Genomic DNA, 24,601 nt, shown 5'->3' with positions numbered 1-24,601 from the left:
CCGACCGTTCCCGGTACGTTGGCACCACACGCCCGAATCCGGCGCGTATCCCCAGCTCAGAAGGTATGTCGAGGTGTAACCACCGTGTTCCTGACGATCAGTACCACCGGCTCCGCGGAGCGCCCCGCGACCGACCTCGGTTTCCTGCTGCACAAGCATCCCGAGAAGGCGCAGGCGTTCTCCACGTCCTACGGCACGGCCCACGTCCTCTATCCCGAGGCGGACGCCGAGCGCTGCACGGTGGCGCTGCTGCTGGAGGTGGACGCGGTGGCACTGGTCCGGCGCGGCAAGGGCAAGGGCCGTGGCGGCGCCCCCGACGCGGCACTCGCGCAGTACGTCAACGACCGCCCGTACGCGGCGTCCTCCCTGCTCGCCGTGGCGCTCAGCGCGGTCTTCTCCAGCGCGATGCGCGGCGTCTGCGCCGCCCGTCCGGAGCTGCCCGCGCAGCCGCGCCCCCTGCGCGTGGAGGTGCCCACGCTCCCCGCGCGAGGCGGCCCCGGACTCGTCCGCCGGCTCTTCGAGCCGCTCGGCTGGAGCGTCACCGCCGAACCCGTCCCGCTGGACACGGAGTTCCCCGACTGGGGCGACTCCCGGTACGTACGCCTCACCCTCGAAGCGGACACCCTCACCCTCGCCGAGGCCCTGCGCCACCTCTACGTCCTGCTCCCCGTCCTCGACGACGCCAAGCACTACTGGGTCTCCCCGGACGAGGTCGACAAGCTGCTGCGCGCCGGCGAGGGCTGGCTGCCCGCGCACCCGGAGCAGCAGCTGATCACCAGCCGTTACCTCTCCCGCCGCTGGTCCCTGACCCGGCAGGCCATGGAGCGCCTCGAGCTGGTCCGGCTGGCCGAGGCCGACGACAGCGACGTCGAGGAGATCGACAACGCCGTCGCCGAGGAGACCGGCACCGAGGAGAAGCCGGCCCCGCTCGCCGTGCGGCGCCGGGAGGCGATCCTCACCGCGCTCCGCGCCACCGGCGCCGCCCGAGTGCTCGACCTCGGCTGCGGCCAGGGCCAGCTCGTCCAGGCGCTGCTCAAGGACCCGTCCTTCACCGAGATCGTGGGCGTCGACGTGTCGATGCGCGCGCTCACCATCGCCTCCCGCCGGCTCAAACTGGACCGGATGGGGGAGCGGCAGGCCGCACGCGTCCAGCTCTTCCAGGGATCGCTGGCCTACACCGACAAGCGCCTCAAGGGCTACGACGCCGCCGTGCTCAGCGAGGTGATCGAGCACCTCGACCCGCCCAGGCTGCCCGCCCTGGAGTACGCCGTCTTCGGCGCCGCCCGCCCCCGTACGGTCCTGGTGACCACCCCCAACGTCGAGTACAACGTGCGCTGGGAGACCCTCCCGGCCGGCCATGTCCGGCACGGCGACCACCGCTTCGAGTGGACCCGCGACGAATTCCGCGCCTGGGCCGCCGAGGTGGCGGAACGGCACGGCTACGACGTCGGCTTCGTACCCGTGGGACCGGACGACCCCGAGGTCGGACCGCCCACCCAGATGGCCGTGTTCACGGCCGGCACCGTGAAGGAGGCGAAGGCCGCATGACCACCGTCACCGAGACCCCGCAGCCCCCGCGGCCGCGAGCCCGTACCCTGCCCGTCACCGACCTCTCTCTCGTGGTGCTCGTCGGCGCCTCCGGCTCGGGCAAGTCGACCTTCGCCCGCCGCCACTTCAAGCCGACCGAGGTCATCTCCTCCGACTTCTGCCGGGGCCTGGTCGCCGACGACGAGAACGACCAGAGCGCGTCCCGCGACGCCTTCGACGTGCTGCACTACATCGCCGGCAAGCGGCTGGCCGCCGGCCGCCGCACCGTCGTCGACGCGACCAACGTCCAGCAGGACGGCCGGCGGCAGCTCATCGAACTGGCCAGGGCACACGATGTACTGCCCATCGCCATCGTTCTCGACGTACCGGAGCAGGTGTGCGCCGAACGCAACGCGGCCCGCACCGACCGGGCCGACATGCCCCGCCGGGTCATCCAGCGCCACGCCCGCGAACTCCGCCGCTCCCTGCGCCACTTGGAACGCGAGGGCTTTCGCAAGGTGCACGTCCTGCGCGGAGTCGAGGAGGTCGAGCACGCCACCGTCGTCACCGAGAAGCGCTTCAACGACCTCACCCACCTCACCGGCCCCTTCGACATCATCGGCGACATCCACGGTTGCTCGTCCGAACTCGAGTCACTGCTCACCAAGTTGGGCTATGCCGACGGCGTCCACCCGGACGGCCGAACCGCCGTGTTCGTCGGCGACCTCGTCGACCGCGGCCCGGACAGCCCCGCCGTACTGCGCCGGGTGATGACCATGGTGAAGTCCGGCGGCGCGCTGTGCGTGCCCGGCAACCACGAAAACAAGTTCCGCCGTCACCTCAAGGGCCGCAAGGTCCAGCACACCCACGGACTCGCCGAGACCATCGACCAGATGGACCAGCAGAGCGAGGAGTTCCGCGCCGAGGTACGGGAGTTCATCGACGGGCTCGTCAGCCACTACGTCCTCGACGGCGGCCGGCTGGTGGTCTGCCACGCCGGACTGCCGGAGAAGTACCACGGCCGCACCTCCGGCCGGGTCCGCAGCCACGCCCTGTACGGCGACACCACCGGCGAGACCGACGAGTTCGGCCTCCCCGTGCGCTACCCGTGGGCCGAGGACTACCGGGGCCGGGCCGCCGTCGTCTACGGCCACACACCCGTCCCGGAGGCGACCTGGCTCAACAACACCATCTGCCTGGACACCGGCGCCGTCTTCGGCGGCAAGCTCACCGCCCTGCGCTGGCCGGAGCGGGAACTCGTCGACGTACCGGCCGAGCAGGTCTGGTACGAGCCGGCCCGCCCGCTGCGCACCGAGGCCCCCGGCGGCCACGAGGGCCGTCCGCTGGACCTGGCGGACGTGCACGGCCGGCGGTTCGTCGAGACCCGGCACCACGGCCGGATAGCGGTCCGGGAGGAGAACGCCGCCGCTGCCCTGGAGGTCATGAGCCGCTTCGCGATCGACCCGCGTCTGCTGCCGTATCTGCCGCCGACCATGGCACCCACCCCCACCTCGCACCTCGACGGCTATCTCGAGCACCCGGCCGAGGCGTTCGCCCAGTACGCCCAGGACGGCGTCGCCCGGGTCGTCTGCGAGGAGAAGCACATGGGCTCCCGCGCCGTCGCCCTGGTCTGCCGCGACGCCGGCACGGCCGCGGCGCGCTTCGGCACCACCGGCGGTGAGACCGGCTCGCTCTACACCCGTACCGGCCGGCCCTTCTTCGACGACGCCTCCGTCACCGAGGAGATCCTCGGCAGGCTGCGCACGGCCGTCACCGAGGCCGGCCTCTGGGACGAACTCGCCACCGACTGGCTGCTGCTGGACGCCGAACTCATGCCGTGGTCGCTGAAGGCGTCCGGCCTGCTGCGCACCCAGTACGCGGCGGTCGGCGCCGCCTCCGGCGCCGTCTTCCCGGACGCCCTGGCGGCCCTGGAAGGCGCGTCGGCCCGCGGGGTGGACGTCCAGGAACTCCTCGCCCGCCACCGCGAACGCGCCGACTCGGCCTCGGCGTTCACCGAGGCGTACCGCCGCTACTGCTGGACCACCGACGGCCTGGACGGTGTCCGCCTGGCCCCGTTCCAGATCCTCGCCGTCCAGGGCCGAAGCCTCACCGCCCTGCCCCACGACGAACAGCTCGCCCTCGTCGACCGCCTGGTCGAGCACGACGCCACCAGCCTGCTGGGGACCACCCGCCGTCTCCACGTCGACACCGCCGACCCCGAGTCGGTGCGTGCCGGAATCGACTGGTGGCTGGAGATGACCGGCCGGGGCGGCGAGGGCATGGTCGTCAAACCGGCCGGCGCCCTGGTCCACGACGCCAAGGGCCGCCCCGTGCAGCCCGGCATCAAGTGCCGTGGCCGCGAGTACCTGCGCATCATCTACGGCCCCGAATACACCCGCCCGGAGAACCTGGCCCGCCTGCGCAACCGCTTCCTCAACCACAAGCGCTCCCTGGCCCTGCGCGAGTACGCCCTCGGTCTGGAAGCGCTGGACCGCCTCGCCGAAGGCGAACCCCTGTGGCGCGTCCACGAGCCGGTCTTCGCCGTACTGGCCCTGGAATCGGAGCCGGTGGACCCGCGGCTGTAGCGGGCGGACGCGTGTTGTCGACCGGTCCGGACAGGTTCTGCCAGAACCTGTCCGGACCGGGCCGGTGTATGTCGGCGTCCCTTGGTTCGCGGCAGTTCGCGTGCTAGCTTCGCTGGTCCGTCAGGTGAACCGGCTCGCGGGGGAAGGTCGGTGGAGACAGCGTCGGGATGGGACGGGGTGGGGCGCGCGCCGGGCAGGGATCTGTTGTTCCGTCTGACCGAGGCGCTGTGCGGGCTGAGCTGCCTCGAGGACCAGGCGGGACGCTCGTACTTCGCCGGCATGCTGTCCGAGGAGCTCAACCAGCACGTCGACCTGCGCGGCGCCAAACTGCGCGAGGACGTCGTCGCGCTGGTGCGCGCGGCGTTGAGCGTCCGTGAGGGGGAGCACATCCTCGTCGACGTCGTCCGCGTCTTCGAAGGCGCCCCGGCCGCCACCGCGTTCGAGGAACTGCTGGGCCCCGGCGAGACACACACCGACCCCCTGCCCGGCCCCGTCGATCACCAGGACCTGGACACCGCCTGCGCGCTGCTGCGTACCGTGCAGGGCGCTCTCCCCGCCGGCGCGCTGCGCAACGTGCTGGCGAGCGACCTGCACCTCGACCTGCCGCCCGGCCTCTCACCGGTCCAGCTCTTCACGTACGCCACGGAGTTGAACGTACAGCCGGACGGACTGCCGCCGGCGGTCCTCCTGATCGAGCACGCCGCGGAGCTGACGCCGTCGCCGGACCGGCGCCTCGCCCTGCATGAATGGGCGAGCGGCTGGGCCCGCAGGGCGGGCCTGCTCGCCGCCCTGGAACGCCGGCGGGCCGAGCGGGCCGAGACCACCGCGGACCCGACGATCCCGCGCTGCCTGGTCGTGGCCGTGGAACCGGCCCGCGACGGCTCCGACGACGTCGTGGTGCGCCCCTGGCTGAACACCGTCCCGGGCCGCTGGCAGCCCCGTGCCGCGGAACCCGAGACGACGAGCCTGGACCGTCTCGGCCAGGCCGTCGAACGCGTGCTGCGCCAGGTCGTACGTCTCACGCCCGCGCCGAACGCCCAGCCCCCCGCCCTGTCGGGACGGACACCGCCCTACGTCGAGTTCGTCCTCCCCTACGACCTGCTCAACCACGACATGGCCGGGCTGACCGTCAGATCCGTGGACGGCAGGCCCGAGCCCCTCGGCCTGAAGTACGGCGTCCATCTGCGCAGCCTGGAACGCATGCGCGCCGACGACCTGCTGGTCCGGGCGCAGTGGCTGGAGCGCTGGGAGACCCTGCGCAGCCGGGGGATCACCGTCCACGGCTGGCGGACGTCGGACCGTACCGGACCGGACGTCTGGCAGGCCGCGCTGGCCTCCGAACCCAGCCGTACGGCCGCGGTGCTCGACGCCCCCGACGGGGGCGCGTCGACCGAGGCGGTGAAGGCGGCCATCGCCGAAGGGCTCGGCCTCGCCGTCTGGGACCGCCGCGGCGAGTTCAGCGAGGAACGCCGCGAAGTGGTGACCGCCGTGTTCTCCTCCGTCCCCACCCCGACCCAGATCCCGATCGCCATCCACCGGCTGCGGCGCACGGCCGGACTCGATGTGGCGGGGCCCCTGCTCCTGGGGCGGCACATCGCCTTCCTCTGGGACGACCCCCACCGGCTGGTCGACATCCAGACCGCCGACGACTACGGCTTCGACGACCACGACAGCGAGGAGGACGGGTTATGAGCGGGCCGGACGCCCCTGACAGCACCGACTGGCGTGTGTTCCGAGCGACGGGCCGCGCCCCGGGCGAGCCGTCCCGGCTGCCCGGACCCCCGCCGTGGCGCCGCTTCGGTGGCGGCCCGCCCCTGCTCCCGCCGCCCGACGACCCCGAGGCCGCGCTGCGCCGGCTGGGCCCCGGCGACCATGTCCCGCAGCTCGGCCCGGAACAGATCGACACGGTCAACGCCGCCCTGCTGTTACGCCGCCCGCTGCTCATCACCGGACCGCCCGGCATCGGCAAGTCCACCCTCGCGTACCTCCTCTCCCGGGAACTCCGCCTGGGCAGGGTCCTGCAGTGGAACATCGTCAGCCGTACGACCCTGCGCGACGGCCTGTACGCCTACGACGCCATCGGACGCGCCCAGGCCATCGCCGCCTGGCAGGGCGCCGAACAGCGCACGCCCGCCGACGGCGGCCCGCCCCCGGCCCTCGGCGACTTCATCACCCTGGGACCGCTGGGCACCGCGCTGCTGCCCTACGACCGCCCGCGGGTGCTGCTGGTCGACGAGCTGGACAAGAGCGACATCGACCTGCCCAACGATCTTCTGCACGTGCTGGAGAACGGCAGCTACGACATCCCCGAACTGGTCCGTGACGCCGCCCGCTCGGCCCGGGTGCACACCGACGACCCCGAACAGTTCGCCCCGGTGTCCGGAGGGCGGGTGGAGTGCCGTGAGTTCCCCGTCGTACTGATCACCAGCAACGGCGAGCGCGAGTTCCCGGCCGCCTTCCGCAGGCGCTGTCTTCCCCTGGAGATGCGGGCCCTCACCCGGGAACAGCTTCTGGCCATCGTGTCGGGGCATCTGGGCAGCCTGCCGCCGGACGCGGAGGCCATGGTCGACCTGTTCGTGCGGCGCGTCCGGGCCGGCGGCACGCACTCGCTCGACCAGCTGCTGAACGCGGCACGGCTGACCACCGTCGACGGCTTCCGCGCCGAGGGCGAGGGCCGCAAGCTCATCGAGACACTCCTGCGTGACCTGGCCAAGGGCCGCTGATGAACGGCTCCCCCAGACAACGGGCACCCGGTGCGGAGGCGGAGGAAGGAGCGTCCGCCGGCACGGACACCACGGTCGTCCCGCACTGGCAGGAGCTGGCCGACGCCGTGTGGCTGGCCGCGTACCGGGCGCGGGCGGGTGAGGGTCCGACCGCGGCCGGCGCCGAGCCCGACGGGGAGCGGGAGCCGGCGCGGGACACGCCGCCGTCCGGACCCTCCGAGACCGCCGCCGAGCGGTCCGCCCCACCGGACGACGAGCAGGGCGCCGCCCCGGCGCCATTGCCCGTACCCGACCCCGAGGGGACCGGCCGGATCCGGCTCGGCCCGCCCGTGCTGCCCGGGTCCACCCGACGCTCACCGGGCTCCGGCCGCCGCTCGGCCCAACTGGCGGTCGCCCTGCACCGGCTGGCGCGCCGCGTGCCCTCGCACACCGCCGTGGAACTGGACGAAGAGGCCACGGCGGAGCGCGGGATCACCGACGGGCTGTGGCTGCCCTGGTTCCGGCCCGCGAGCACCCGCGCGTTCGACCTGGTCCTCCTCGTCGACGACGCCCCCACCATGGCCGTCTGGCACGAGGAGACGGCGAGCCTCGCCGCGGCCGCCGAACACAGCGGCGCCTTCCGGAGCGTACGGACCGTGGCCGTGACGCTCGCCCGCACCGGTCCCGTGTCGCTGCGCTGGAGCGGGGCGCGGACCCCGGCCCGCCTCGGCGAACTCCTCGCCGGTAGGGGGGACCGCCTCTTCATGGTCGTCACGGACGGTCTCGCCCACGGCTGGGCCGGCTCCGCGGCGGACACACTGCTCGACCGGCTGGGGCGGGCCGGACCCACGGCCCTGACCCATCTGCTGCCGCCCCATATGCGGCACCGATCCTCGCTCCACCCCTACCCGGCGGTCCTGGAGGCGGGCGGCCTCGGCGCGGCCAACGACCGCGTCGTCCTGCGCCCGCCGCCCCAGGGCCCCGACCCCCTCCGGCCCCTGCCGTCCACGGGCGAGGGCGTCCTGCCCGTCCCGGTGCTGTCCCTGAAGCCCGGGTCGCTCGCCGCGTGGGCCGACCTGGTCACGGGCGAGAAGGGGGAGTGCCGCACCCTGCCGGCCGTCCTGGCGGGAACGCTCGGGCGGAGTGCCCCGGCGCCGGGACTGCGCGCCCCGCGGTCCCCGCGCGCCGCCGCGACGGCGGTCAGCCGCTTCTTCACCATCGCCACACCGGTCGCCCGGCGTCTCGCCACCCGGCTGGCCGCCGTCCCGTTCGAGTTCGACCTCGTCGAGCAGGTGCGCCGGCGGACCGTGCCGGAAGCCGGTCCGGAACACCTGGCCGAGATCCTGATGGGCGGCCTGATCCACTGGGGCGCCGACGGCAGGGGACGGCCCGAGTTCGCCGAGGGAGTCCGCGAGGCCCTCCTCGCGACCACCACCCGCAGCCAGCTGGCCAGAACCGTCTCGATCCTCGGCGAGCTGCCGGCCGCGGGAGCGCACGGTGTGGCACTGCGCGCGGCACTGCGGGACCCGGCCGGAGCGGGTCTGCCCGACGCGTCCGCCAGGGCCTGGCAGCAGTCCGAACTCGCGGTGATGCGGGCGCTGTCGGGGCCCTACGCCGAACGCGCCCGGAGAATCGAGGCGGACCTCGGACCCACGCCCGGCGTCCCCGGCGATTCCCGGCAACCGGTCGAGGTGTCACGTGATCCGGCGCCGGACCGGGCATCATCCGCGTATACGGACGCGGCGACCTCACGACCGTCCGGTGACCCCACGGAGACAAGGCCTGGCATGCAGACGACCTCGACCCCCGCCCTCCTGGTGAACGTTCCGCTGCGCAACACGTCGTTCGTAGGCCGCAGGACGTTGTTGCAGGCGGTCGAGGAACAACTCGACGCGCAGGACACGGCGGCCGTGCTCCCGCACGCGCTCCACGGACTGGGCGGCGTCGGCAAGAGCCAGCTCGTCCTCGAGTACCTCTACCGCAACCAGCACCGCTACAAGGTGATCTGCTGGATCCCCGCGGAGCGGGAGAGTCTCATCCTGGCCGCGCTCGCCGGTCTCGCCGCCCGGCTCGGGGTCGTCCAGCCGGGGCAGGAGGGCCCCGCCAGTTCGGCGGTGCGGGCCGTCCTGGAGGCGCTGCGCACCGGAGTGCCGTACGACGACTGGCTCCTGGTGTTCGACAACGCCGAGGACATCGACGTGGTGCGCCAGTACTTCCCCACGAACGGGCCGGGGAAGGTGATCGTCACCTCCCGCAACCGCGGCTGGGAGCGGGTCGCCACCCCGCTGCCGGTGAACGTCTTCGAGCGCGAGGAGTCCGTGGAGCTGTTGCAGAAGCGCTCCCCGGATCTGTCCCCGGAGGACGCCGACCGGCTGGCGCACGCCCTCGGCGACCTGCCGCTCGCGGTGGAACAGGCGGGCGCCTGGCACGCGGTCACCGGCATGCTCGTCGACGAGTACCTCGACCTTCTCGCCCGGCGGAGCCCCGACATCCTCGAACTCGACCCGGCCCCCGACTATCCGGTCTCCGTGGCCGCGGCCTGGGACATCTCGCTGGAGCGGATCAGGGAGAACAACCCCGGCGCCCGCCAACTCCTCGACATCTGCGCCAGCATGGCCCCCGAACCCATTCCGCGCTCCATCCTGCGCGGTGGCCGGGGCGTCAACATCACGCCCGAAGTCGACCCCCTGCTGCGGGAGTCCGTCAAGCTCAGCCGGGCCGTGCGTGACCTCAGCCAGTTCTCCCTGGTCAAGACGGACCCCCGGACGGACACCCTGCAGATGCACCGTCTGCTGCAGACGGTGCTCCTGGCCAAACTCAGCCCCGGACAGCGCCAGGCCATGAGGGAGGCCGCCCACCAGCTGCTGTCCGCCGCCAAGCTGGGCCATCACGCCTCGGCGCAGGAATGGCCCGCCTACCAGGCCCTGCTGCCGCACATCCTCGCCTCCCAGGCGGCCGGCAGCTCCGACACCTATGTGCGGGAACTCGTCACCGACACCGTCTTCTTCCTCTACTACTGGGGCAACCACGAGGGGGCCGCGGACCTCGCCCGGCAGGCATGGAGTGCCTGGCTCGCCGACTCCGGCGAGGAGGACGGCCATGTCATCCGCATCGCGAAGAGCCTCTCGTTCACCTTGCTTCAGCGCGGCCAGATCGACGAGGCCATTCCGCTCGCCGAGAGGGCCCTGGAGGTCTCCCGGCACATCGAGGTCGATCCCGAGGAACTGGTCGACTCGCTCTGCGCGCTGGCCGACGCCCGACGTCACCAGGGGCGGTTCACGGAGGCCCGGGACCTCAGCGAGGAGGCCACGGCGCTGGCGCGCACCCAGTTCGGGGCCGACGACGAGATCACCCTGCGGGCCACCCACAGCTGGGGCGTCGACCTGCGGCTGTGCGGACAGTTCGACGAGGCGCTGGTCCTGGACCAGGAGAACGCCCGGCAGCGCGAGTCCCTGTTCGGCCCCACCAGCTTCCTCACCCTCAACACCCTGAACGCCCTCTCCATCGACATGCGGGAGAGCGGCGACTACCCGGGCGCCCGTGACTTCCAGGAGGACGTGCATCTCCGGGCCCGTGCCGCCCTCGGCGAGGACAACACGCTCACCCTGCGCGCCGCCCGCAATCTGGCGGTCTGCCGACGACGGGACGGAGCCCTCGACGAGGCGCGGGAGCTCACCGAGGACACCTTGCGCCGCTTCGTGGCCCGGTACGGCCGCAGGCATTCCGACTCGTTGTCCACGGCGGTCAACCTCTCGGTCGACCAGCGTCTCGCCGGAGACCTCGAACTCTCCCGGGAAGTGGGCGAGGAGACCGTACGGCGCTATGCGGCGCTCCTCGGGGAGGACCACGCGTACACCCTGCTGACCGGGGCGAACCTGGTCGCCACCCTGCGTGCCCTGGGGGATCTCGACGCGGCGCGGGAACGGGAGGACGACGTGGCGCGCAGGATGACCGCCGTACTCGGGCCCCGGCACCTGATGACGCTGGCGGCGGGGATCGGGCAGGCCAGCACCGCCTACGCGCGGCTGGACTTCGAGCGGGCTCACGAGATCGACGAGGCCGGTCTGGCGGGGCTCACGGCCGTCGCCGGTGCGGACCATCCGCTGACCCTGTCCTGCGCCGCGAACCTCGCCCTCGACCTGCGCGGCCTGGGCCGCGGACCGGAGGCCGGCGAACAGCAGAGGAGGGCGGTGGCGGGATTCTCCCGGGTGGTCCGCGCGGACCACCCCTGGCTCTTCGCGGCACGCACGCACCGCCGCATCGAGTGTGATCTGGCGCCCATGCCGCTGTAGGCCCGCTGCCGGAACTCCGCGGACACCGGACCGAATTCATCGCCTCGTACGATGACCGAACCATTGGTCGTGATGGGGTAGCGTGTTCGGGCGATTCGACGCCGGTGGGTGCGTTCGTGATGGAATGGGCCCACGGTGGCATCGGGTGCCGCCGTGCGAGAAGGGGGACGCATCTTGCATCAGCCGCCCGCTCAGCGCGACGCCGCAGCGGCCGTCCAGGAGCCGGCTGCCACGGGGGGTGTGCCGGTCCGCGAGTCGGACCTGGCGGATCTCGCGGCCCTGCCCCTGACCGCGGTGGAGGGCCTGGCGCCGCTCCACTCCGACACCCGCCTGCTGACCGAGGTACTCCGCTCCCGTGACAGCATGCGGGGCGGGGGCGAGCCCGCCCGGGCCGAGTAGCGGCCCCGCCGTGCCGGGCGCCCACGCGTTCCCGGATGCCCGCCCACCGACCCGGAGGTCCCGGTGACGACCAGCGAGCGCCCCACCCCCTTCCGCATGCCCGCCCCCCTCTTCGACGAGTTCGCCGCCGGCGGGCACTCCGCCGACGGGGTCGCCTTCCTCGAGCAGGGCGAACGCGCCCGCCGGTTGTTGCTGCTGAACACCCTGCTCAAGCGGCTCCGGGACCTGCCCACGCCGCTGGGCCCGATCGCCGACGCCTGGCGGGTGTTCAAGGAGGCGGCCGAGCGGGCGCCCGGGCCGGTCGAGCGGCTGCTGCTCGCGCCGACGACCGGCACCTGGATCGCGCACACGCTGCGCCGGGCGCACGGCACCGCGACCGGGCCCCGGCTGTGGACGGAGGCCGCCAGGATGAACACCCTCGCGGTCGTCGCCGCGCTGCACGCCGGGACGGAGGCGTCCCTGCGGGTCCCGCTGGAGGACGGCGCGCTGCATCTGCCGGGACTGGGACTGGTCCGGCTCGCGGACGCGGCGCCCGGTCCGTCGGCGGGCCGGGCGAGTACCCGCGCCGGCGTGCTCACCCTCGGCGGGCCGGGTCCCGACGGCAGCCGGCGGAGCCTGACCCGCCGCCCCGCCCCCGTCCCGGTGACCGGGGCGCCGCCCGCCGACGACCCCCACTGGCTTCCCCTGCGTACCCTCGCCGTCGGCCCCGTCGCCGTACCGCTGGAGGACCTGGACCCCTACCGCGACCTCGACGACCCCGTGCCGCCCGCCCGGCTGGACGCCGACGAGGCGCTGGCCTGGCAGGGGCTGTTCGACGAGGCCGTGGCGATCCTCGTGAACGGGAGGGGCACGGGGCCCGGCCGGCTCGATCCCTCCGTGATCCGGGCCGTCGTACCGTGGGCGCGCACGAGTCTGCTGCCCCCGCCGCCGCCCGACGTACGGGTCTCCGCGTCCAGTGGTGACTCCTACGGCGCGATGGTCATCGCCCGTCCCTCCTCGCCGCTCGCCCTGGCCGAGGCGCTGGTCCACGAGTTCCAGCACAGCAAGCTCGCCGCGCTGATCCACCTCTTCCCGCTGGTGGACGACGACCGCGCGGAGCGCTACTACGCCCCCTGGCGCCCGGACCCGCGCCACCTCACCGGCCTGCTGCACGGCGCGTACGCCTTCACCGGCGTCGCCGGATTCTGGCGGGACCGTATGACGGACCCGGAGCACGCCGAGGCGGCCGCCTACCACTTCGCGCTGCGCCGGACGCAGAGCCGGCTCGTCGTACGCACCCTCCTCACCGACGGACGCCTCACCGAGACCGGGCACGCCCTGGTCACCGGTCTCGCCCGGACCCTGGACAGCTGGCTGCGCGAGCCCGTGCCCCCGGCCGCGCTGACCCGCGCCCGCACCGCCGCCGCCCTGCACCGCACCGAATGGCGGCTGCGCAACGTGGACCCGGCCGCCACGGCCGGGCTCCGGTTCCGGCCCGACCGCGCCCCCTGGCCCGACGTCCGCACCCATGTCTTCGCCGTCCCGCCCGCCGACCCCCGTACCCCCGACGAGCACCTCGCCGCCGGGAACGCCGCCGCCGCGCTCGCCGGGTACGACGACGGCCTGGCCCGCGATCCCGGCGACCCGCATCTCCTCGCCGGCCGGCTCGTCGCCCAGACGGCGGCGGGGGAGAGGGCCCGCAGACAGCTGGCCCGGCCCGAGACGCTGCCCTGACGGAAGCGGGATTCCGGGGCCCGGGAAGAAGGGGGACAGGGGTGAACACGCGCCCGGATGGTCAGGATGGAGTCATGACCTACCACGTCGACTCCGAGGCCGGCCGGCTCCGCCGGGTCATCCTGCACCGGCCCGATCTCGAGCTCAAAAGGCTCACCCCCAGCAACAAGGACGCCCTGCTCTTCGACGACCTGCTCTGGGTGCGCCGGGCGCGCGCCGAGCACGACGGCTTCGCGGACGTCCTGCGCGACCGGGGCGTCACCGTCCACCTCTTCGGTGACCTGCTGGCCGAGACCCTGGCCCTCCCCGAGGCCCGCACGCTCGTCCTGGACCGCGTCTTCGACGAGAAGGAGTACGGCCCGCTCGCCACCGACCATCTGCGGGCCGCCTTCGAAACCCTCCCGGCACCCGAGCTCGCCGAGGTGCTGATCGGCGGCATGACCAAACGGGAGTTCCTCGACGCCCACCCGGAGCCCACCTCCGTGCGCTTCCACGTCATGCAACTCGACGACTTCCTGCTCGGCCCGCTGCCCAACCACCTCTTCACCCGCGACACCTCCGCCTGGATCTACGACGGCGTCGCCATCAACGCGATGCGCCTGCCGGCCCGGCAGCGGGAGACCGTGCACTTCGAGGCGATCTACCGGCACCACCCGCTGTTCCGTACGGAGCCCTTCCATGTCTGGTCCGAGGGGCAGGCCGACTACCCGTCCACCATCGAGGGCGGGGACGTCCTGGTCATCGGCGACGGCGCGGTACTGATCGGGATGAGCGAGCGGACCACCCCGCAGGCCGTGGAGATGCTCGCGCACAAGCTGTTCGCGGCCGGCTCGGCGCAGACCATCGTCGCGCTCGACATGCCGAAGAGGCGCGCCTTCATGCATCTCGACACCGTGATGACGATGGTCGACGGCGACACCTTCACCCAGTACGCCGGCCTCGGCATGCTCCGCTCGTACACCATCGAGCCGGGCGTGGGGGACAAGGAACTGAAGGTCACCGACCATCCGCCGGAGCACATGCACCGCGCGATCGCCGCCGCCCTCGGGCTCAGCGAGATCCGGGTGCTGACCGCCACGCAGGACGTGCACGCGGCCGAACGGGAGCAGTGGGACGACGGCTGCAACGTGCTGGCCGTGGAACCGGGCGTCGTCGTCGCCTACGAGCGCAACGCCACCACCAACACACATCTGCGCAAGCAGGGCATCGAGGTGATAGAGATCCCCGGCAGCGAGCTGGGCCGGGGGAGGGGCGGGCCGCGCTGCATGAGCTGTCCCGTCCAGCGAGACGCCCTGTAAAGCGCCGTATAGAAATACTAAACTTCGTATACACTTCCACCCGTTCGTGTCCCCCATCCCTGGAGCACCCCATGGCGACTGTCCCGACCGCCCTCGCCGGCCGCCACTTCCTCAAGGAGCTGGACTTCACCGCGCCGGAGTTCCTCGGCCTGCTGGAGCTGGCCGCCGAGCTCAAGGCCGCCAAGCGGGCCGGGACCGAGCAGCGTCGTCTGCGGGGCAGGAACATCGCGCTGATCTTCGAGAAGACGTCGACGCGTACCCGCTGCGCGTTCGAGGTGGCGGCCGCCGACCAGGGCGCCTCGACGACGTACCTCGACCCGTCCGGCTCGCAGATGGGGCACAAGGAGTCCGTGAAGGACACCGCCCGGGTGCTGGGCCGGATGTACGACGGCATCGAGTACCGGGGGGACAGCCAGGCCAAGGTGGAGGAACTCGCGGCGTACGCGGGGGTGCCCGTCTACAACGGGCTGACCGACGACTGGCACCCCACCCAGATGCTCGCCGACGTCCTCACGATGACCGAGCACAGCACCGGCCCGCTCACGGACATCGCCTTCGCCTACCTCGGCGACGCCCGCTTCAACATGGGCAACTCCTACCTCGTGACCGCAGCCCTGCTGGGCATGGACGTACGGATCGTCGCCCCGAAGTCCTACTGGCCGGCCCAGGAGATCGTGCACCGGGCCCGGGAGCTGGCCGCGTCGAGCGGCGCCCGGATCACGCTCACCGAGGACGTCGCCGAGGGCGTCGCGGGCGTCGACTTCGTCGCCACGGACGTATGGGTCTCCATGGGCGAGCCCAAGGACGTCTGGGCCGAGCGCATCAAGGCCCTCGCCCCGTACGCGGTGACCATGGACGTCCTGCGTGCCACCGGCAATCCGGACGTCAGGTTCATGCACTGCCTGCCCGCGTTCCACGACCTCGGCACCCAGGTCGGCCAGGACATCTTCGCGGCCCACGGTCTCACCTCCCTGGAGGTGACCGACGAGGTCTTCGAGTCCGCGCACTCGGTCGTCTTCGACGAGGCGGAGAACCGGATGCACACGATCAAGGCGGTTCTGGTCGCGACCCTGGCCTAGGGCTCAGACGGGGCGGCGCGGGCCCGGCAGGCGGAACCACACCGCCTTGCCGGACTCGGTGGGGCGGTGGCCGCAGGACGAGCTGAGGGTGCGGATCAGCAGCAGTCCGCGCCCGTGCTCCTGCCAGGGGTCGGGCATGCCGAGGGGTGTCGGTCGGGTGAGGTCGCCGGGCGGCTCCGGGTCGGCGTCGTGCACCTCGACCTGGCAGCCCGTCGGCAGCAGCCGCACCACCAGCTCTATCGGGCCGGTCCCCGCCGTGTGCTCCACCGCGTTCGCCACCAGCTCCGCCGTCAGCAGCTCCGCCGTGTCGCAGTCGGCGGAGTGATCCCGCTCGGCCAGCGCCGTACGCACCAGCGCACGCGCCACGGGCACGGCCGCGGTGGTGTGCGGCAGTGCGACGCGCCAGGAGGTGGAAGCGGCGGGAGGTTCGTGCACAGCGAGTCCGTTCATGGAGCGGGTGCTCCTGCAGTTCAGCCGTCAATGGTACGGCGCACCCGGTGCGGCCCATCGGCCGGGCACCGTCCGGGACGTCCCGCCCCGGCAACGTGCGGCTTACCCACGTCCACGCCCCGCCGCGCACACCCGGTCCCGCCGTTACCCGTATGTCGACGATCCGTGACGGACGTGACGGCCCCCGAACGGCTTATCGCGCGCGCGTGACGACAGTCACCGATCGATGATAAATTCATCGGACAGACCTCACTGAGCAGCGCCGTGCCCGCCGTAGGAGGCCGCCCTCATGAGTCCATTCACCGGCTCCGCCGCCCGCACCGCCCGCTGGGAGCATCTGCGCGTCGACCTGGCCGACGGCGTCGCCACCGTCACCCTCACCCGCCCCGACAAGCTCAACGCGCTCACCTTCGGCGCCTACGCCGACCTGCGCGATCTGCTCGCCGAGCTGTCCCGTGAGCGGGCCGTGCGGGCCCTGGTGCTGGCCGGCGAGGGGCGGGGCTTCTGCTCCGGCGGCGACGTCGACGAGATCATCGGCGCGACCCTCTCCATGGACACGGCCCAGCTCCTCGACTTCAACCGGATGACCGGCCAGGTGGTGCGAGCGGTACGGGAGTGCCCGTTCCCCGTGATCGCCGCGATCCACGGCGTGGCGGCGGGCGCCGGCGCGGTCCTCGCCCTGGCCGCCGACTTCCGGGTCGCCGACCCCAGCGCCCGCTTCGCCTTCCTCTTCACCCGGGTCGGCCTCTCCGGCGGCGACATGGGCGCGGCCTATCTGCTGCCCCGTGTGGTCGGTCTCGGACACGCCACCCGGCTGCTGATGCTGGGCGACACGGTGCGCGCACCGGAGGCCGAGCGCATCGGCCTGATCAGCGCCCTCGCCGACGAGGGCGGCGCCGACGAGGCCGCCCACACCCTCGCCCGCCGCCTGGCCGACGGCCCCGCCCTGGCCCACGCCCAGACCAAGGCCCTGCTGACGGCCGAACTCGACATGCCGCTCGCGACAGCGATCGAACTGGACGCAGCGACCCAGGCCCTCCTGATGACAGGAGAGGACTACGCGGAGTTCCACGCGGCGTTCACGGAGAAGCGCGCTCCCAAGTGGCAGGGGAGGTGACAGATGCTTCCCACGAAGGGGACCGCGACTCCCTCGGGGGCGCGGGGCCGTGTCGCATCCGAGGCTACCGCCGCGCGGGCGCGACCGGCCCCCACGGCGCCGCACCCGTCCGTCGGCACGAACCCCCGTCGCATCGCGATCATCGGCGGAGGCCCCGGTGGCCTCTACACCGCAGCGTTGCTCAAACGCCTCACCCCCGACCGCGAGGTCACCGTCTGGGAACGCAACCCTCCGGACGAGACCTTCGGTTTCGGAGTGGTCCTCTCCGACGAGACCCTCGGCGGCATCGAGCACGCCGACCCCGACGTCTACGCGGCCCTGCAACGGGACTTCACCCGCTGGGACGACATCGGCATCGTCCACCGCGGCACCCGCCACACCTCCCGAGGACACGGATTCGCCGCCCTGGAACGCCACCGTCTCCTGGAGATCCTGCACGCCCGCTGCCGCTTCCTCGGAGTGGACCTCCGCTTCCGCACCGAGGCCCCCGACCCCGCCCGTCTGGCGGAGACATACGACCTGGTCGTGGCCGCCGACGGAGTCCACAGCGCCACCCGCGAGGCCTTCGCCCACGTCTTTCGCCCGCACATCACCGAGCACCGCTGCCGCTATATCTGGCTCGCCGCCGACTTCCCCTTCGACGCGTTCCGTTTCGAGATCGCGGAGACCGAGTACGGCGTGATGCAGCTGCACGGCTACCCGTTCTCCGCCGACGCCTCCACCGTGATCGTCGAGATGCGTGAGGAGGTGTGGCGGGCCGCCGGATTCGACGAACCGGACGACACCGCCGGGACCGACTCCGTCGAACGCTGCGCCAAGATCTTCGCCGACGCGCTCGGCGGCCGCCCGCTGCGGTCCAACAACTCGGCGTGGACCACGTTCCGTACGGTCGTCAACGAGCGCTGGTCGCACCACAACGTCGTACTTCTCGGCGACGCCGCCCACACCGCCCACTTCTCCATCGGCTCCGGCACCAAGCTCGCCGTCGAGGACGCGCTCGCCCTCGCCGCCTGTCTGGACGAACAGCCGTCACTGGAACACGCGTTGGCGGCCTACGAGGCCGAGCGCAAACCGGTCGTCGCCTCCACCCAGCGTGCCGCGCGGGCCAGCCTGGAGTGGTTCGAGAACCTGCCCCTGTATCTCGCCCAGCCGCCGCGCCAGTTCGCCTTCAACCTGCTCACCCGCAGCCGCCGCGTCACCCACGACAACCTGCGGCTGCGCGACGCCCGTTTCACCGGGTCGGTGGAGCGCGAGTTCGGCTGCCCGCCCGGGACACCCCCGATGTTCACCCCGTTCCGGATGCGCGGCCTGACCCTGCGCAACCGGGTCGTCGTCTCCCCCATGGACATGTACTCGGCGGTCGACGGCGTCCCCGGCGACTTCCACCTCGTCCACCTCGGCGCGCGAGCGCTGGGCGGGGCCGGGCTGGTGATGACGGAGATGGTGTGCGTCGGCCCCGAGGGCCGTATCACGCCCGGCTGCGCCGGCCTCTACACCGGCAGGCAGGCCGAGGCATGGCGGCGGATCACCGACTTCGCGCACGCGCAGGCACCCGGTACCGCGATCGGCGTGCAGCTCGGCCACAGTGGGCGCAAGGGCTCGACCAAGCTGATGTGGGAGGGCATGGACGAGCCGCTCGACGACGGCAACTGGCCCCTCGTCGCCGCGTCACCCCTGCCGTACAAGCCCGGCAGCCAGGTACCCCGCGAACTCTCGCGCGCCCAGCTCACCGACATGAGGGAGCAGTTCACCGCCGCCGCGGTACGCGCGGCGCGGGCCGGTTTCGATCTGCTCGAACTGCACTGCGCCCACGGCTATCTGCTCTCCGGTTTCCTCTCCCCGCTGACCAACCACCGCACCGACGCCTACGGCGGTTCACCGGAGAAGCGGCTGCGTTTCCCGCTGGAGGTCTTCGACGCCGTACGCGCGGTGTGGCCCGGGGACCGGCCGATGACCGTCCGGATCTCCGCCACCGACTGGGCGGAGGGCGGCGTCACGGCCGAGGACGCGGTCGCCGTCGCCCGTGCCTTCGCCGCGCACGGCGCCGACGCGATCGACGTGTCGACGGGGCAGGTGGTGGCCGACGAGAAGCCGGAGTTCGGGCGCTCCTACCAGACGCCGTTCGCCGACCGGGTACGGCACGAGGCGGGCGTCCCGGTGATCGCGGTCGGCGCGATCTCCTCCTGGGACGACGTCAACTCCCTGATCCTCGCCGGGCGTACGGACCTGTGCGCGCTGGCCCGCCCGCACCTCTACGACCCCCACTGGACGCTCCACGCCGCGGCCGAACAGGGCTACGACGGACCCGGCGTGGCGTGGCCCGCACCCTATCTCGCCGGCAGTCGGCAGCCCCGTACCGGCCGCACGGACGCCCCCAAACCCCGCCTCGGTTTCGGAAGTTGAGCTCCCTCACAGCCCCACGAACGCCGCCCCCGCGTCCCGCAGCCGCTCGTGCAGCCCCCGGAACACGGCCGCCGAGCGGATGCCCGGCCAGTGACCGGGGAGCAGGGCGGCGGGCAGCCCCGGGTCGGCGTACGGGAGATGGCGCCAGGAGTCCAGGGCGAGGAGATAGTCGCGGTAGGCGTCCTCGGCCGGCGTGTCCGCGCGCTGCTCCCAGGCGCGCAGCACCGGTGCGTGCAGGTCCAGGAACGCCTCGTGCTGCTCGGCGATCCCGGCCAGGTCCCACCAGCGGGCGACCGCCTCGGCGGTGGGCGCGAAACCGAGGTGCTCGCCGCGGAAGAAGTCCACGTAGACGTCCAGGCGCAGCCGCTCCAGGGTGTGCCTGGTCTCCTCGTACAGTCGTGCGGGGGCGATCCACACGCCGGGGGAGGCCGTGCCGAAGCCCAGGCCGGACAGCCGGGAGCGCAGGACGTGCCGCTTCTGCCGTTCCGACTCCGGGACGGAGAACACGGCGAGCACCCAGCCCTCGTCCTCCGGTGGATCGGTGGCGTAGATCCGCCGGTCACCGTCGTCGAGCAACTGGCGTGCGTCGGCGGAGAGTTCATAACCGGCGGCGCCCTGCGCGGTGCGCGCCGGGACGAGCAGACCGCGCCGTTTGAGCCGGGACACCGAGGAGCGGACGGACGGGGCGTCCACCCCCACCGCGGCCAGCAGCCGGATCAGCTCGGCGACGGGCACCGGGCCCGGCACGGAGCGGCCGTACGCGCCGTAGAGCGTGACGATGAGAGATCTCGGAGCGTGAAGCGCTTGCTGGTCGGACACGTTGATCATCTTAAGTCGTGGGCGGAAGGGCGCGGTTCGCCGGGGATCACGCCCGCCCCTCTTCCGCTTCGGTGGGCGTACGCAGCCGGAACCGCTGGAGCTTGCCGGTGGCCGTGCGGGGCAGGGCGTCCAGGAACACGATCTCCTTCGGGCACTTGTAGGGCGCCAGCTCGGACTTCACGAAGGCACGCAGTGCCTCGGCGTCGCGTTCCGCGTCCTCCTTCAGGACCGTGTACGCCCGCACGACCTGGCCGCGTGCCTCGTCCGGCCGGCCGACCACCGCGGCCTCCACCACGTCCGGGTGGCGCAGCAGGGCGTCCTCGACCTCGGGCCCCGCGATGTTGTACCCGGCCGAGATGATCATGTCGTCGGCGCGGGCCAGGTACCGGAAGTAGCCGTCGGGGTCGCGGACATAGGTGTCGCCGGTGATGTTCCAGCCGCCGCGTACGTACTCCCGCTGGCGCGGGTCGGTGAGATAGCGGCAGCCGACGGGACCGCGCACCGCGAGCAGTCCCGGCTCCCCGTCCGGCACGGGGGCGCCGTCGGCGTCCTGTACGCGGGCCTGCCAGCCGGGAACCGGGACTCCCGTCGTGCCGGGGCGGATCGCCTCGTCGGCGGCGGAGACGAAGATGTGCAGCAGTTCGGTGGCACCGATCCCGTTGATGATCCGCAGCCCGGTGCGCTCGTACCAGGCCCGCCAGGTGGCGGCCGGCAGGTTCTCGCCCGCCGAGACGCAGCGCCGCAGCGAGGTGATGTCGTGCCCGTCCGGTTCGGCGAGCATCGCGCGGTAGGCGGTCGGCGCGGTGAACAGCACCGACACCCGGTGCGTGGCGATCGCCGCCAGCAACTGGCGCGGGTGCGCCTGTTCGAGGAGCAGCGCGCTCGCCCCGGCCCGCAGCGGGAACACCACCAGACCGCCGAGGCCGAAGGTGAAGCCCAGCGGGGGACTGCCGGTGAACACGTCGTCGGCGACCGGCTTCAGCACATGCCGGGAGAACGTGTCCGCGATCGCCAGCACGTCCCGGTGCAGATGCATACAGCCCTTCGGCCGTCCGGTGGTGCCGGAGGTGAAGGCGATCAGCGCCACGTCGTCGGCCGCGGTCGGCACGGCCTCGTACGGCGTCGCCGGCGCCGGACGGTTCAGCAGGTCACCGGGGGAGTCACCGCCGTAGGTGGCGAGGCAGAGGTCGGGGATCTCGGCCTTGACGAGGTCGTCGACGGACCGGACGTCGCACAGGGCGTGGCGCACCTCGGCGATCTCGCAGATGGTGCTCAGCTCGTGCGGGCGCTGCTGCGCCAGCACGGTGACCGCGACCGCGCCGGCCTTCAGCACCGCCAGCCAGCAGGCGGCCAGCCAGGGCGTGGTGGGGCCGCGCAGCAGCACCCGGTTGCCGGGGACGACCCCGAGGTCGCCGGTGAGGAGGTGCGCGAGCCGGTCCACATGGGCGCGCAGTTCGCCGTACGTCCAGGTCGCGCCGTCGGGGGTGTGGAAGGCCGGGCGGCCCTCGGGCGGGCCGTGCAGGAGGTCGGCGGCGCAGTTCAGGCGCTCGGGGTAGCACAGCTCCGGCAGGTCGAAGCGGAGCTCGGGCCACTCGTCGGGTGGCGGGAGATGGTCGCGGGCGAAGGTGTCGACGTGCGCGGTGGCCCGTGGGTTCATGGCGGTTCGCCCCCTTGGCGTGGTGGGCTCGCATCAGGAGCGTATCGTGTTGGTGACGGCAGTCAACTGTCCGCGATAACCTCGGGAGCGGCCCAGCGGCGAGGGAAAGGGACCGGCGATGACCGCATTCTCGCTCGAACCGGCACAACTCGCCTGGTGCGCGGAGCTGCGGGCACTGGCGGCCCGACGCCTGAAGCCACTCGCCGAGAAGGCCGAACCCGGGCGGGTCGACCGCACCCTCCTGGCCGAACTGGGCGCACTCGGCCTGCTGTCCCGCCTGTTCACCTCGGGCGCCCTCGACCTGTGCCTGATGCGCGAGTCCCTGGCCCGGTCCTGCACCGAGGCGGAGACCGCCCTCGCCCTCCAGGGTCTGGGCGCCCATCCGGTACACGCCCACGGCACCCCGGCCCAGCGCGACCGCTGGCTCCCCGGGGTCCGCGACGGCACCGCGGTCGCCGCCTTCGCGCTCAGCGAGCCGGGCGCCGGTTCGGACGCGGCGGCACTGTCCCTCACCGCGCACCCCGACGGAGCCCGCGGCTGGCGGCTCACCGGCGAGAAGTGCTGGATCTCCAACGCCCCCGAGGCCGACTTCTGCACCGTGTTCGCCCGGACCACCGCCGGCGCCGGCGCGCGCGGGGTGACCGCCTTCCTGGTCCCCGCCGACCGGCCCGGACTCACCGGGACCGCCCTCGACATGCTCTCCCCGCACCCCATCGGCACCCTCGCCTTCGACGGCGTACCGGTCACCGCCGACGACGTGCTCGGCGAGGTCGACCGGGGCTTCCGGGTCGCCATGGACACCCTCAACCTGTTCCGGCCCAGCGTCGGGGCGTTCGCGGTCGGCATGGCCCAGGCCGCCCTGGACGCGACCCTCGCCCACACCGCCCACAGGGACGCCTTCGGCGGCAAGCTGAAGGACCTCCAGGCCGTCGCCCACGACGTGGCCGAGATGGAACTGCGCACCGAGTCGGCCCGGCTGATGGTGTACGCGGCGGCGACGGCGTACGACGCGGGCGCCGCCGATGTGCCCCGGCGCGCCGCGATGGCGAAACTGCTGGCCACCGAGACGGCGCAGTACGTCGTCGACCGCGCCGTCCAGCTGCACGGCGCGCGCGCCCTGCGCCGCGGGCACCTGCTCGAACACCTCTACCGCGAGGTCCGCGCCCCCCGCATCTACGAGGGGGCGAGCGAGGTCCAACGGGGCATCATCGCCAAGGAGCTGTACAGGAATCTGGAGGACCGGTGACCGCCGAGCGCGTCAACCCGCCCGAACTCTCCCCGCCGGCCGGCTTCTCCCACGCCGTCGTCGCCACCGGCTCCCGGCTGGTGTTCCTCGCCGGGCAGACCGCGCTCGACGCCGACGGGAAGGTCGTCGGCGACACCCTGCCCGCACAGTTCACGCGGGCCCTCACGAACCTCCTGACGGCCCTGCGCGCGGCCGGCGGCACCCCCGCCGACCTGGCTCGCGTCACCGTCTACGCCACCGACGTGGCCGCCTACCGCAGCCACGCCCGCGAACTGGGCCGGATCTGGCGCGAACTGGCCGGACACGACTACCCGGCGATGGCGGTGATCGGGGCGGCCCGCCTGTGGGACGCACAGGCGATGGTGGAACTCGACGGCTTCGCCGTGCTGCCCTGAGCGGGCTGCGAGCCGCTGCCGTGAGCCGTTCCACCCCGCTCCGCGGTCCGGCTCAGGCCGCGACCGTGAGTCCGTCGACCGAGACGCGGTGCGGGGCGATCACCCTGCCGTCGGGCAGCAGCTCACCGGTGTCGTCGAAGACGATCACACCGTCACACCGCAGGCTCCACCCCTGCTCGGGGTGGGCGGCCACCACATGGGGGACGGCGGATTCGGCCCGGGGGCAGGAAGGCTGGTGGGCACACATGGCGCACCTCCACATAGGTGGAACGATCCGTATGGGTCGTATGCAGAGACCATGCCCTCGCCGCGGACCCATCGGAACCGCCCGCCGGGAAACGTGACAGCCCCCGGACAATCCCGGGACGGTTCCCCGACGGCCGGGGCCGACTCGCCACCGAAGGGGTGACGAAGACGGGCGGCGGTCCCGCGCGCCGGTACAGGTGGAGTCCCTCATTCCGCTCAATTCGGGAGGTTTCCCATGCCTGTACGCCCCGTCCTCGGCGCTGCCGCCGGTTCCGCGCTGCTGCTGCTCGGCTTCGCCGCGGCCGCACCCGCCCCGGCAGCCGCCGCCCCCTCGGAGTCCGTGACGGTCGACGAGGAGGGCCGGATGGCCGACGGCTCCATCACCCTCTCCGGTACCTACCGCTGCAACGAGGGCGAGGGCCCGGTCTTCGTCAGCTCCGCGGTCGGCCGCCCCTCGGAGATCCTGCACCACTCCGTCGGCGGCACCCGCGCCGTCTGCGACGGCGAGGTGCACCGCTGGCAGAACACCGGATCCGTACCCGCCGGCACCCTCAAGGCGGGCAAGGCCCACGTCGAGGCCACGCTCATGGAGATGCGCCCCAGCGGCATCGTCCTGCTGCCCGTGGTCCACGCGGTCGAGCACCGGAACATCACGCTCGTCGAGGACTGATCC

The 24,601-nt window shown here is 72.9% G+C and carries 18 protein-coding genes; 14 read left to right on the top strand and 4 right to left on the bottom strand.

Annotation, left to right across the window (positions count from 1 at the left end; genetic code table 11):
• The first annotated feature begins 84 nt into the window (after positions 1-84).
• From ACGFR9_RS03730 to argF, 9 genes are all read left to right on the top strand, one after another.
• The gene (locus tag ACGFR9_RS03730; RefSeq protein ID WP_393202585.1) at positions 85-1,548 is read left to right on the top strand and encodes a 3' terminal RNA ribose 2'-O-methyltransferase Hen1; all 1,464 of its coding nucleotides are present in this window, start codon (positions 85-87) and stop codon (positions 1,546-1,548) included.
• The gene (locus ACGFR9_RS03725) at positions 1,545-4,112 is read left to right on the top strand and encodes a polynucleotide kinase-phosphatase (protein ID WP_393202583.1); all 2,568 of its coding nucleotides are present in this window, start codon (positions 1,545-1,547) and stop codon (positions 4,110-4,112) included. Before ACGFR9_RS03730 ends, ACGFR9_RS03725 begins: the two co-directional genes overlap by 4 nt.
• A 150-nt stretch (positions 4,113-4,262) precedes the next feature.
• Positions 4,263-5,804, top strand: a complete 1,542-nt coding sequence (locus ACGFR9_RS03720; protein ID WP_393202581.1) for a hypothetical protein — start codon at positions 4,263-4,265, stop codon at positions 5,802-5,804.
• Positions 5,801-6,835, top strand: a complete 1,035-nt coding sequence (locus tag ACGFR9_RS03715) for an AAA family ATPase (RefSeq protein WP_311643223.1) — start codon at positions 5,801-5,803, stop codon at positions 6,833-6,835. Before ACGFR9_RS03720 ends, ACGFR9_RS03715 begins: the two co-directional genes overlap by 4 nt.
• On the top strand, positions 6,835-11,106 hold the full coding sequence (gene fxsT, locus ACGFR9_RS03710; RefSeq protein WP_393202579.1) for an FxSxx-COOH system tetratricopeptide repeat protein: 4,272 nt from the start codon (positions 6,835-6,837) through the stop codon (positions 11,104-11,106). The genes ACGFR9_RS03715 and fxsT overlap by 1 nt, the downstream gene beginning before the upstream one ends.
• Positions 11,107-11,280: 174 nt before the next feature.
• Positions 11,281-11,505: a hypothetical protein gene (locus ACGFR9_RS03705; protein WP_030212924.1), complete on the top strand. Its 225-nt coding sequence runs from the start codon at positions 11,281-11,283 to the stop codon at positions 11,503-11,505.
• A gap of 63 nt (positions 11,506-11,568) precedes the next feature.
• Entirely contained in the window at positions 11,569-13,218 is a 1,650-nt protein-coding gene (locus tag ACGFR9_RS03700) for an HEXXH motif domain-containing protein (RefSeq protein WP_393202577.1), read from the top strand.
• A 74-nt stretch (positions 13,219-13,292) separates the two neighbouring features.
• A complete protein-coding gene (locus ACGFR9_RS03695; RefSeq protein ID WP_393202575.1) occupies positions 13,293-14,516 on the top strand; it encodes an arginine deiminase in 1,224 nt (407 codons plus the stop codon).
• Positions 14,517-14,587: 71 nt separating this feature from the next.
• Complete coding sequence (argF, locus tag ACGFR9_RS03690) at positions 14,588-15,595, top strand: ornithine carbamoyltransferase (protein ID WP_393202573.1); 1,008 nt, start codon at positions 14,588-14,590, stop codon at positions 15,593-15,595.
• 3 nt (positions 15,596-15,598) lie between these two features.
• Here the strand turns inward: argF and ACGFR9_RS03685 are convergent, their stop codons facing one another.
• Positions 15,599-16,045, bottom strand: coding sequence for an ATP-binding protein (locus tag ACGFR9_RS03685; protein ID WP_393202571.1), 447 nt, complete (start codon positions 16,043-16,045; stop codon positions 15,599-15,601).
• A gap of 289 nt (positions 16,046-16,334) precedes the next feature.
• On the opposite strand from ACGFR9_RS03685, the gene ACGFR9_RS03680 reads away from it, so the two are divergent.
• Both ACGFR9_RS03680 and ACGFR9_RS03675 read left to right on the top strand, forming a co-directional pair.
• On the top strand, positions 16,335-17,162 hold the full coding sequence (locus ACGFR9_RS03680; protein WP_393202569.1) for an enoyl-CoA hydratase family protein: 828 nt from the start codon (positions 16,335-16,337) through the stop codon (positions 17,160-17,162).
• Between the two features lie 3 nt (positions 17,163-17,165).
• A complete protein-coding gene (locus ACGFR9_RS03675; RefSeq protein ID WP_393202567.1) occupies positions 17,166-19,565 on the top strand; it encodes a bifunctional salicylyl-CoA 5-hydroxylase/oxidoreductase in 2,400 nt (799 codons plus the stop codon).
• Positions 19,566-19,571: 6 nt separating this feature from the next.
• On the opposite strand, the gene ACGFR9_RS03670 is transcribed toward ACGFR9_RS03675, so the two are convergent.
• Positions 19,572-20,393 carry a PaaX family transcriptional regulator C-terminal domain-containing protein gene (locus ACGFR9_RS03670; RefSeq protein ID WP_393202565.1) on the bottom strand — a complete coding sequence of 274 codons (822 nt, stop codon included), beginning with the start codon at positions 20,391-20,393 and terminating at the stop codon, positions 19,572-19,574.
• Between the two features lie 37 nt (positions 20,394-20,430).
• The gene (locus ACGFR9_RS03665) at positions 20,431-22,041 is read right to left on the bottom strand and encodes an AMP-binding protein (RefSeq protein WP_393202563.1); all 1,611 of its coding nucleotides are present in this window, start codon (positions 22,039-22,041) and stop codon (positions 20,431-20,433) included.
• Between the two features lie 118 nt (positions 22,042-22,159).
• Here ACGFR9_RS03665 and ACGFR9_RS03660 point away from each other — a divergent pair, with 118 nt between their 5' ends.
• A complete protein-coding gene (locus tag ACGFR9_RS03660) occupies positions 22,160-23,287 on the top strand; it encodes an acyl-CoA dehydrogenase family protein (RefSeq protein WP_393202561.1) in 1,128 nt (375 codons plus the stop codon).
• On the top strand, positions 23,284-23,682 hold the full coding sequence (locus ACGFR9_RS03655) for a RidA family protein (RefSeq protein ID WP_393202559.1): 399 nt from the start codon (positions 23,284-23,286) through the stop codon (positions 23,680-23,682). Before ACGFR9_RS03660 ends, ACGFR9_RS03655 begins: the two co-directional genes overlap by 4 nt.
• A 52-nt stretch (positions 23,683-23,734) precedes the next feature.
• On the opposite strand, the gene ACGFR9_RS03650 is transcribed toward ACGFR9_RS03655, so the two are convergent.
• Entirely contained in the window at positions 23,735-23,929 is a 195-nt protein-coding gene (locus ACGFR9_RS03650; RefSeq protein ID WP_393202557.1) for a DUF5999 family protein, read from the bottom strand.
• A gap of 234 nt (positions 23,930-24,163) precedes the next feature.
• Here ACGFR9_RS03650 and ACGFR9_RS03645 point away from each other — a divergent pair, with 234 nt between their 5' ends.
• On the top strand, positions 24,164-24,598 hold the full coding sequence (locus tag ACGFR9_RS03645) for a DUF6299 family protein (RefSeq protein ID WP_393202555.1): 435 nt from the start codon (positions 24,164-24,166) through the stop codon (positions 24,596-24,598).
• The last annotated feature ends 3 nt before the right edge of the window (positions 24,599-24,601 follow it).

Origin of the sequence: Streptomyces sp. NPDC048584, from assembly GCF_043199595.1 — a bacterium.
GTDB lineage: Bacteria > Actinomycetota > Actinomycetes > Streptomycetales > Streptomycetaceae > Streptomyces > Streptomyces edwardsiae.
Note: the sequence above shows the minus strand (reverse complement) of the source record. Positions and strands in the feature narration are given on the sequence as shown.

Excerpts from the sequence above, each read along its gene's own strand:
- ACGFR9_RS03725 (WP_393202583.1), top strand. The coding sequence starts at position 1,545 with ATGACCACCGTCACCGAGACCCCGCAGCCCCCGCGGCCGCGAGCCCGT.
- ACGFR9_RS03715 (WP_311643223.1), top strand. The coding sequence starts at position 5,801 with ATGAGCGGGCCGGACGCCCCTGACAGCACCGACTGGCGTGTGTTCCGA.
- fxsT (WP_393202579.1), top strand. The coding sequence starts at position 6,835 with ATGAACGGCTCCCCCAGACAACGGGCACCCGGTGCGGAGGCGGAGGAA.
- ACGFR9_RS03695 (WP_393202575.1), top strand. The coding sequence starts at position 13,293 with ATGACCTACCACGTCGACTCCGAGGCCGGCCGGCTCCGCCGGGTCATC.
- argF (WP_393202573.1), top strand. The coding sequence starts at position 14,588 with ATGGCGACTGTCCCGACCGCCCTCGCCGGCCGCCACTTCCTCAAGGAG.
- ACGFR9_RS03685 (WP_393202571.1), bottom strand. The coding sequence starts at position 16,045 with ATGAACGGACTCGCTGTGCACGAACCTCCCGCCGCTTCCACCTCCTGG.
- ACGFR9_RS03680 (WP_393202569.1), top strand. The coding sequence starts at position 16,335 with ATGAGTCCATTCACCGGCTCCGCCGCCCGCACCGCCCGCTGGGAGCAT.
- ACGFR9_RS03675 (WP_393202567.1), top strand. The coding sequence starts at position 17,166 with ATGCTTCCCACGAAGGGGACCGCGACTCCCTCGGGGGCGCGGGGCCGT.
- ACGFR9_RS03670 (WP_393202565.1), bottom strand. The coding sequence starts at position 20,393 with ATGATCAACGTGTCCGACCAGCAAGCGCTTCACGCTCCGAGATCTCTC.
- ACGFR9_RS03665 (WP_393202563.1), bottom strand. The coding sequence starts at position 22,041 with ATGAACCCACGGGCCACCGCGCACGTCGACACCTTCGCCCGCGACCAT.
- ACGFR9_RS03660 (WP_393202561.1), top strand. The coding sequence starts at position 22,160 with ATGACCGCATTCTCGCTCGAACCGGCACAACTCGCCTGGTGCGCGGAG.
- ACGFR9_RS03650 (WP_393202557.1), bottom strand. The coding sequence starts at position 23,929 with ATGTGTGCCCACCAGCCTTCCTGCCCCCGGGCCGAATCCGCCGTCCCC.
- ACGFR9_RS03645 (WP_393202555.1), top strand. The coding sequence starts at position 24,164 with ATGCCTGTACGCCCCGTCCTCGGCGCTGCCGCCGGTTCCGCGCTGCTG.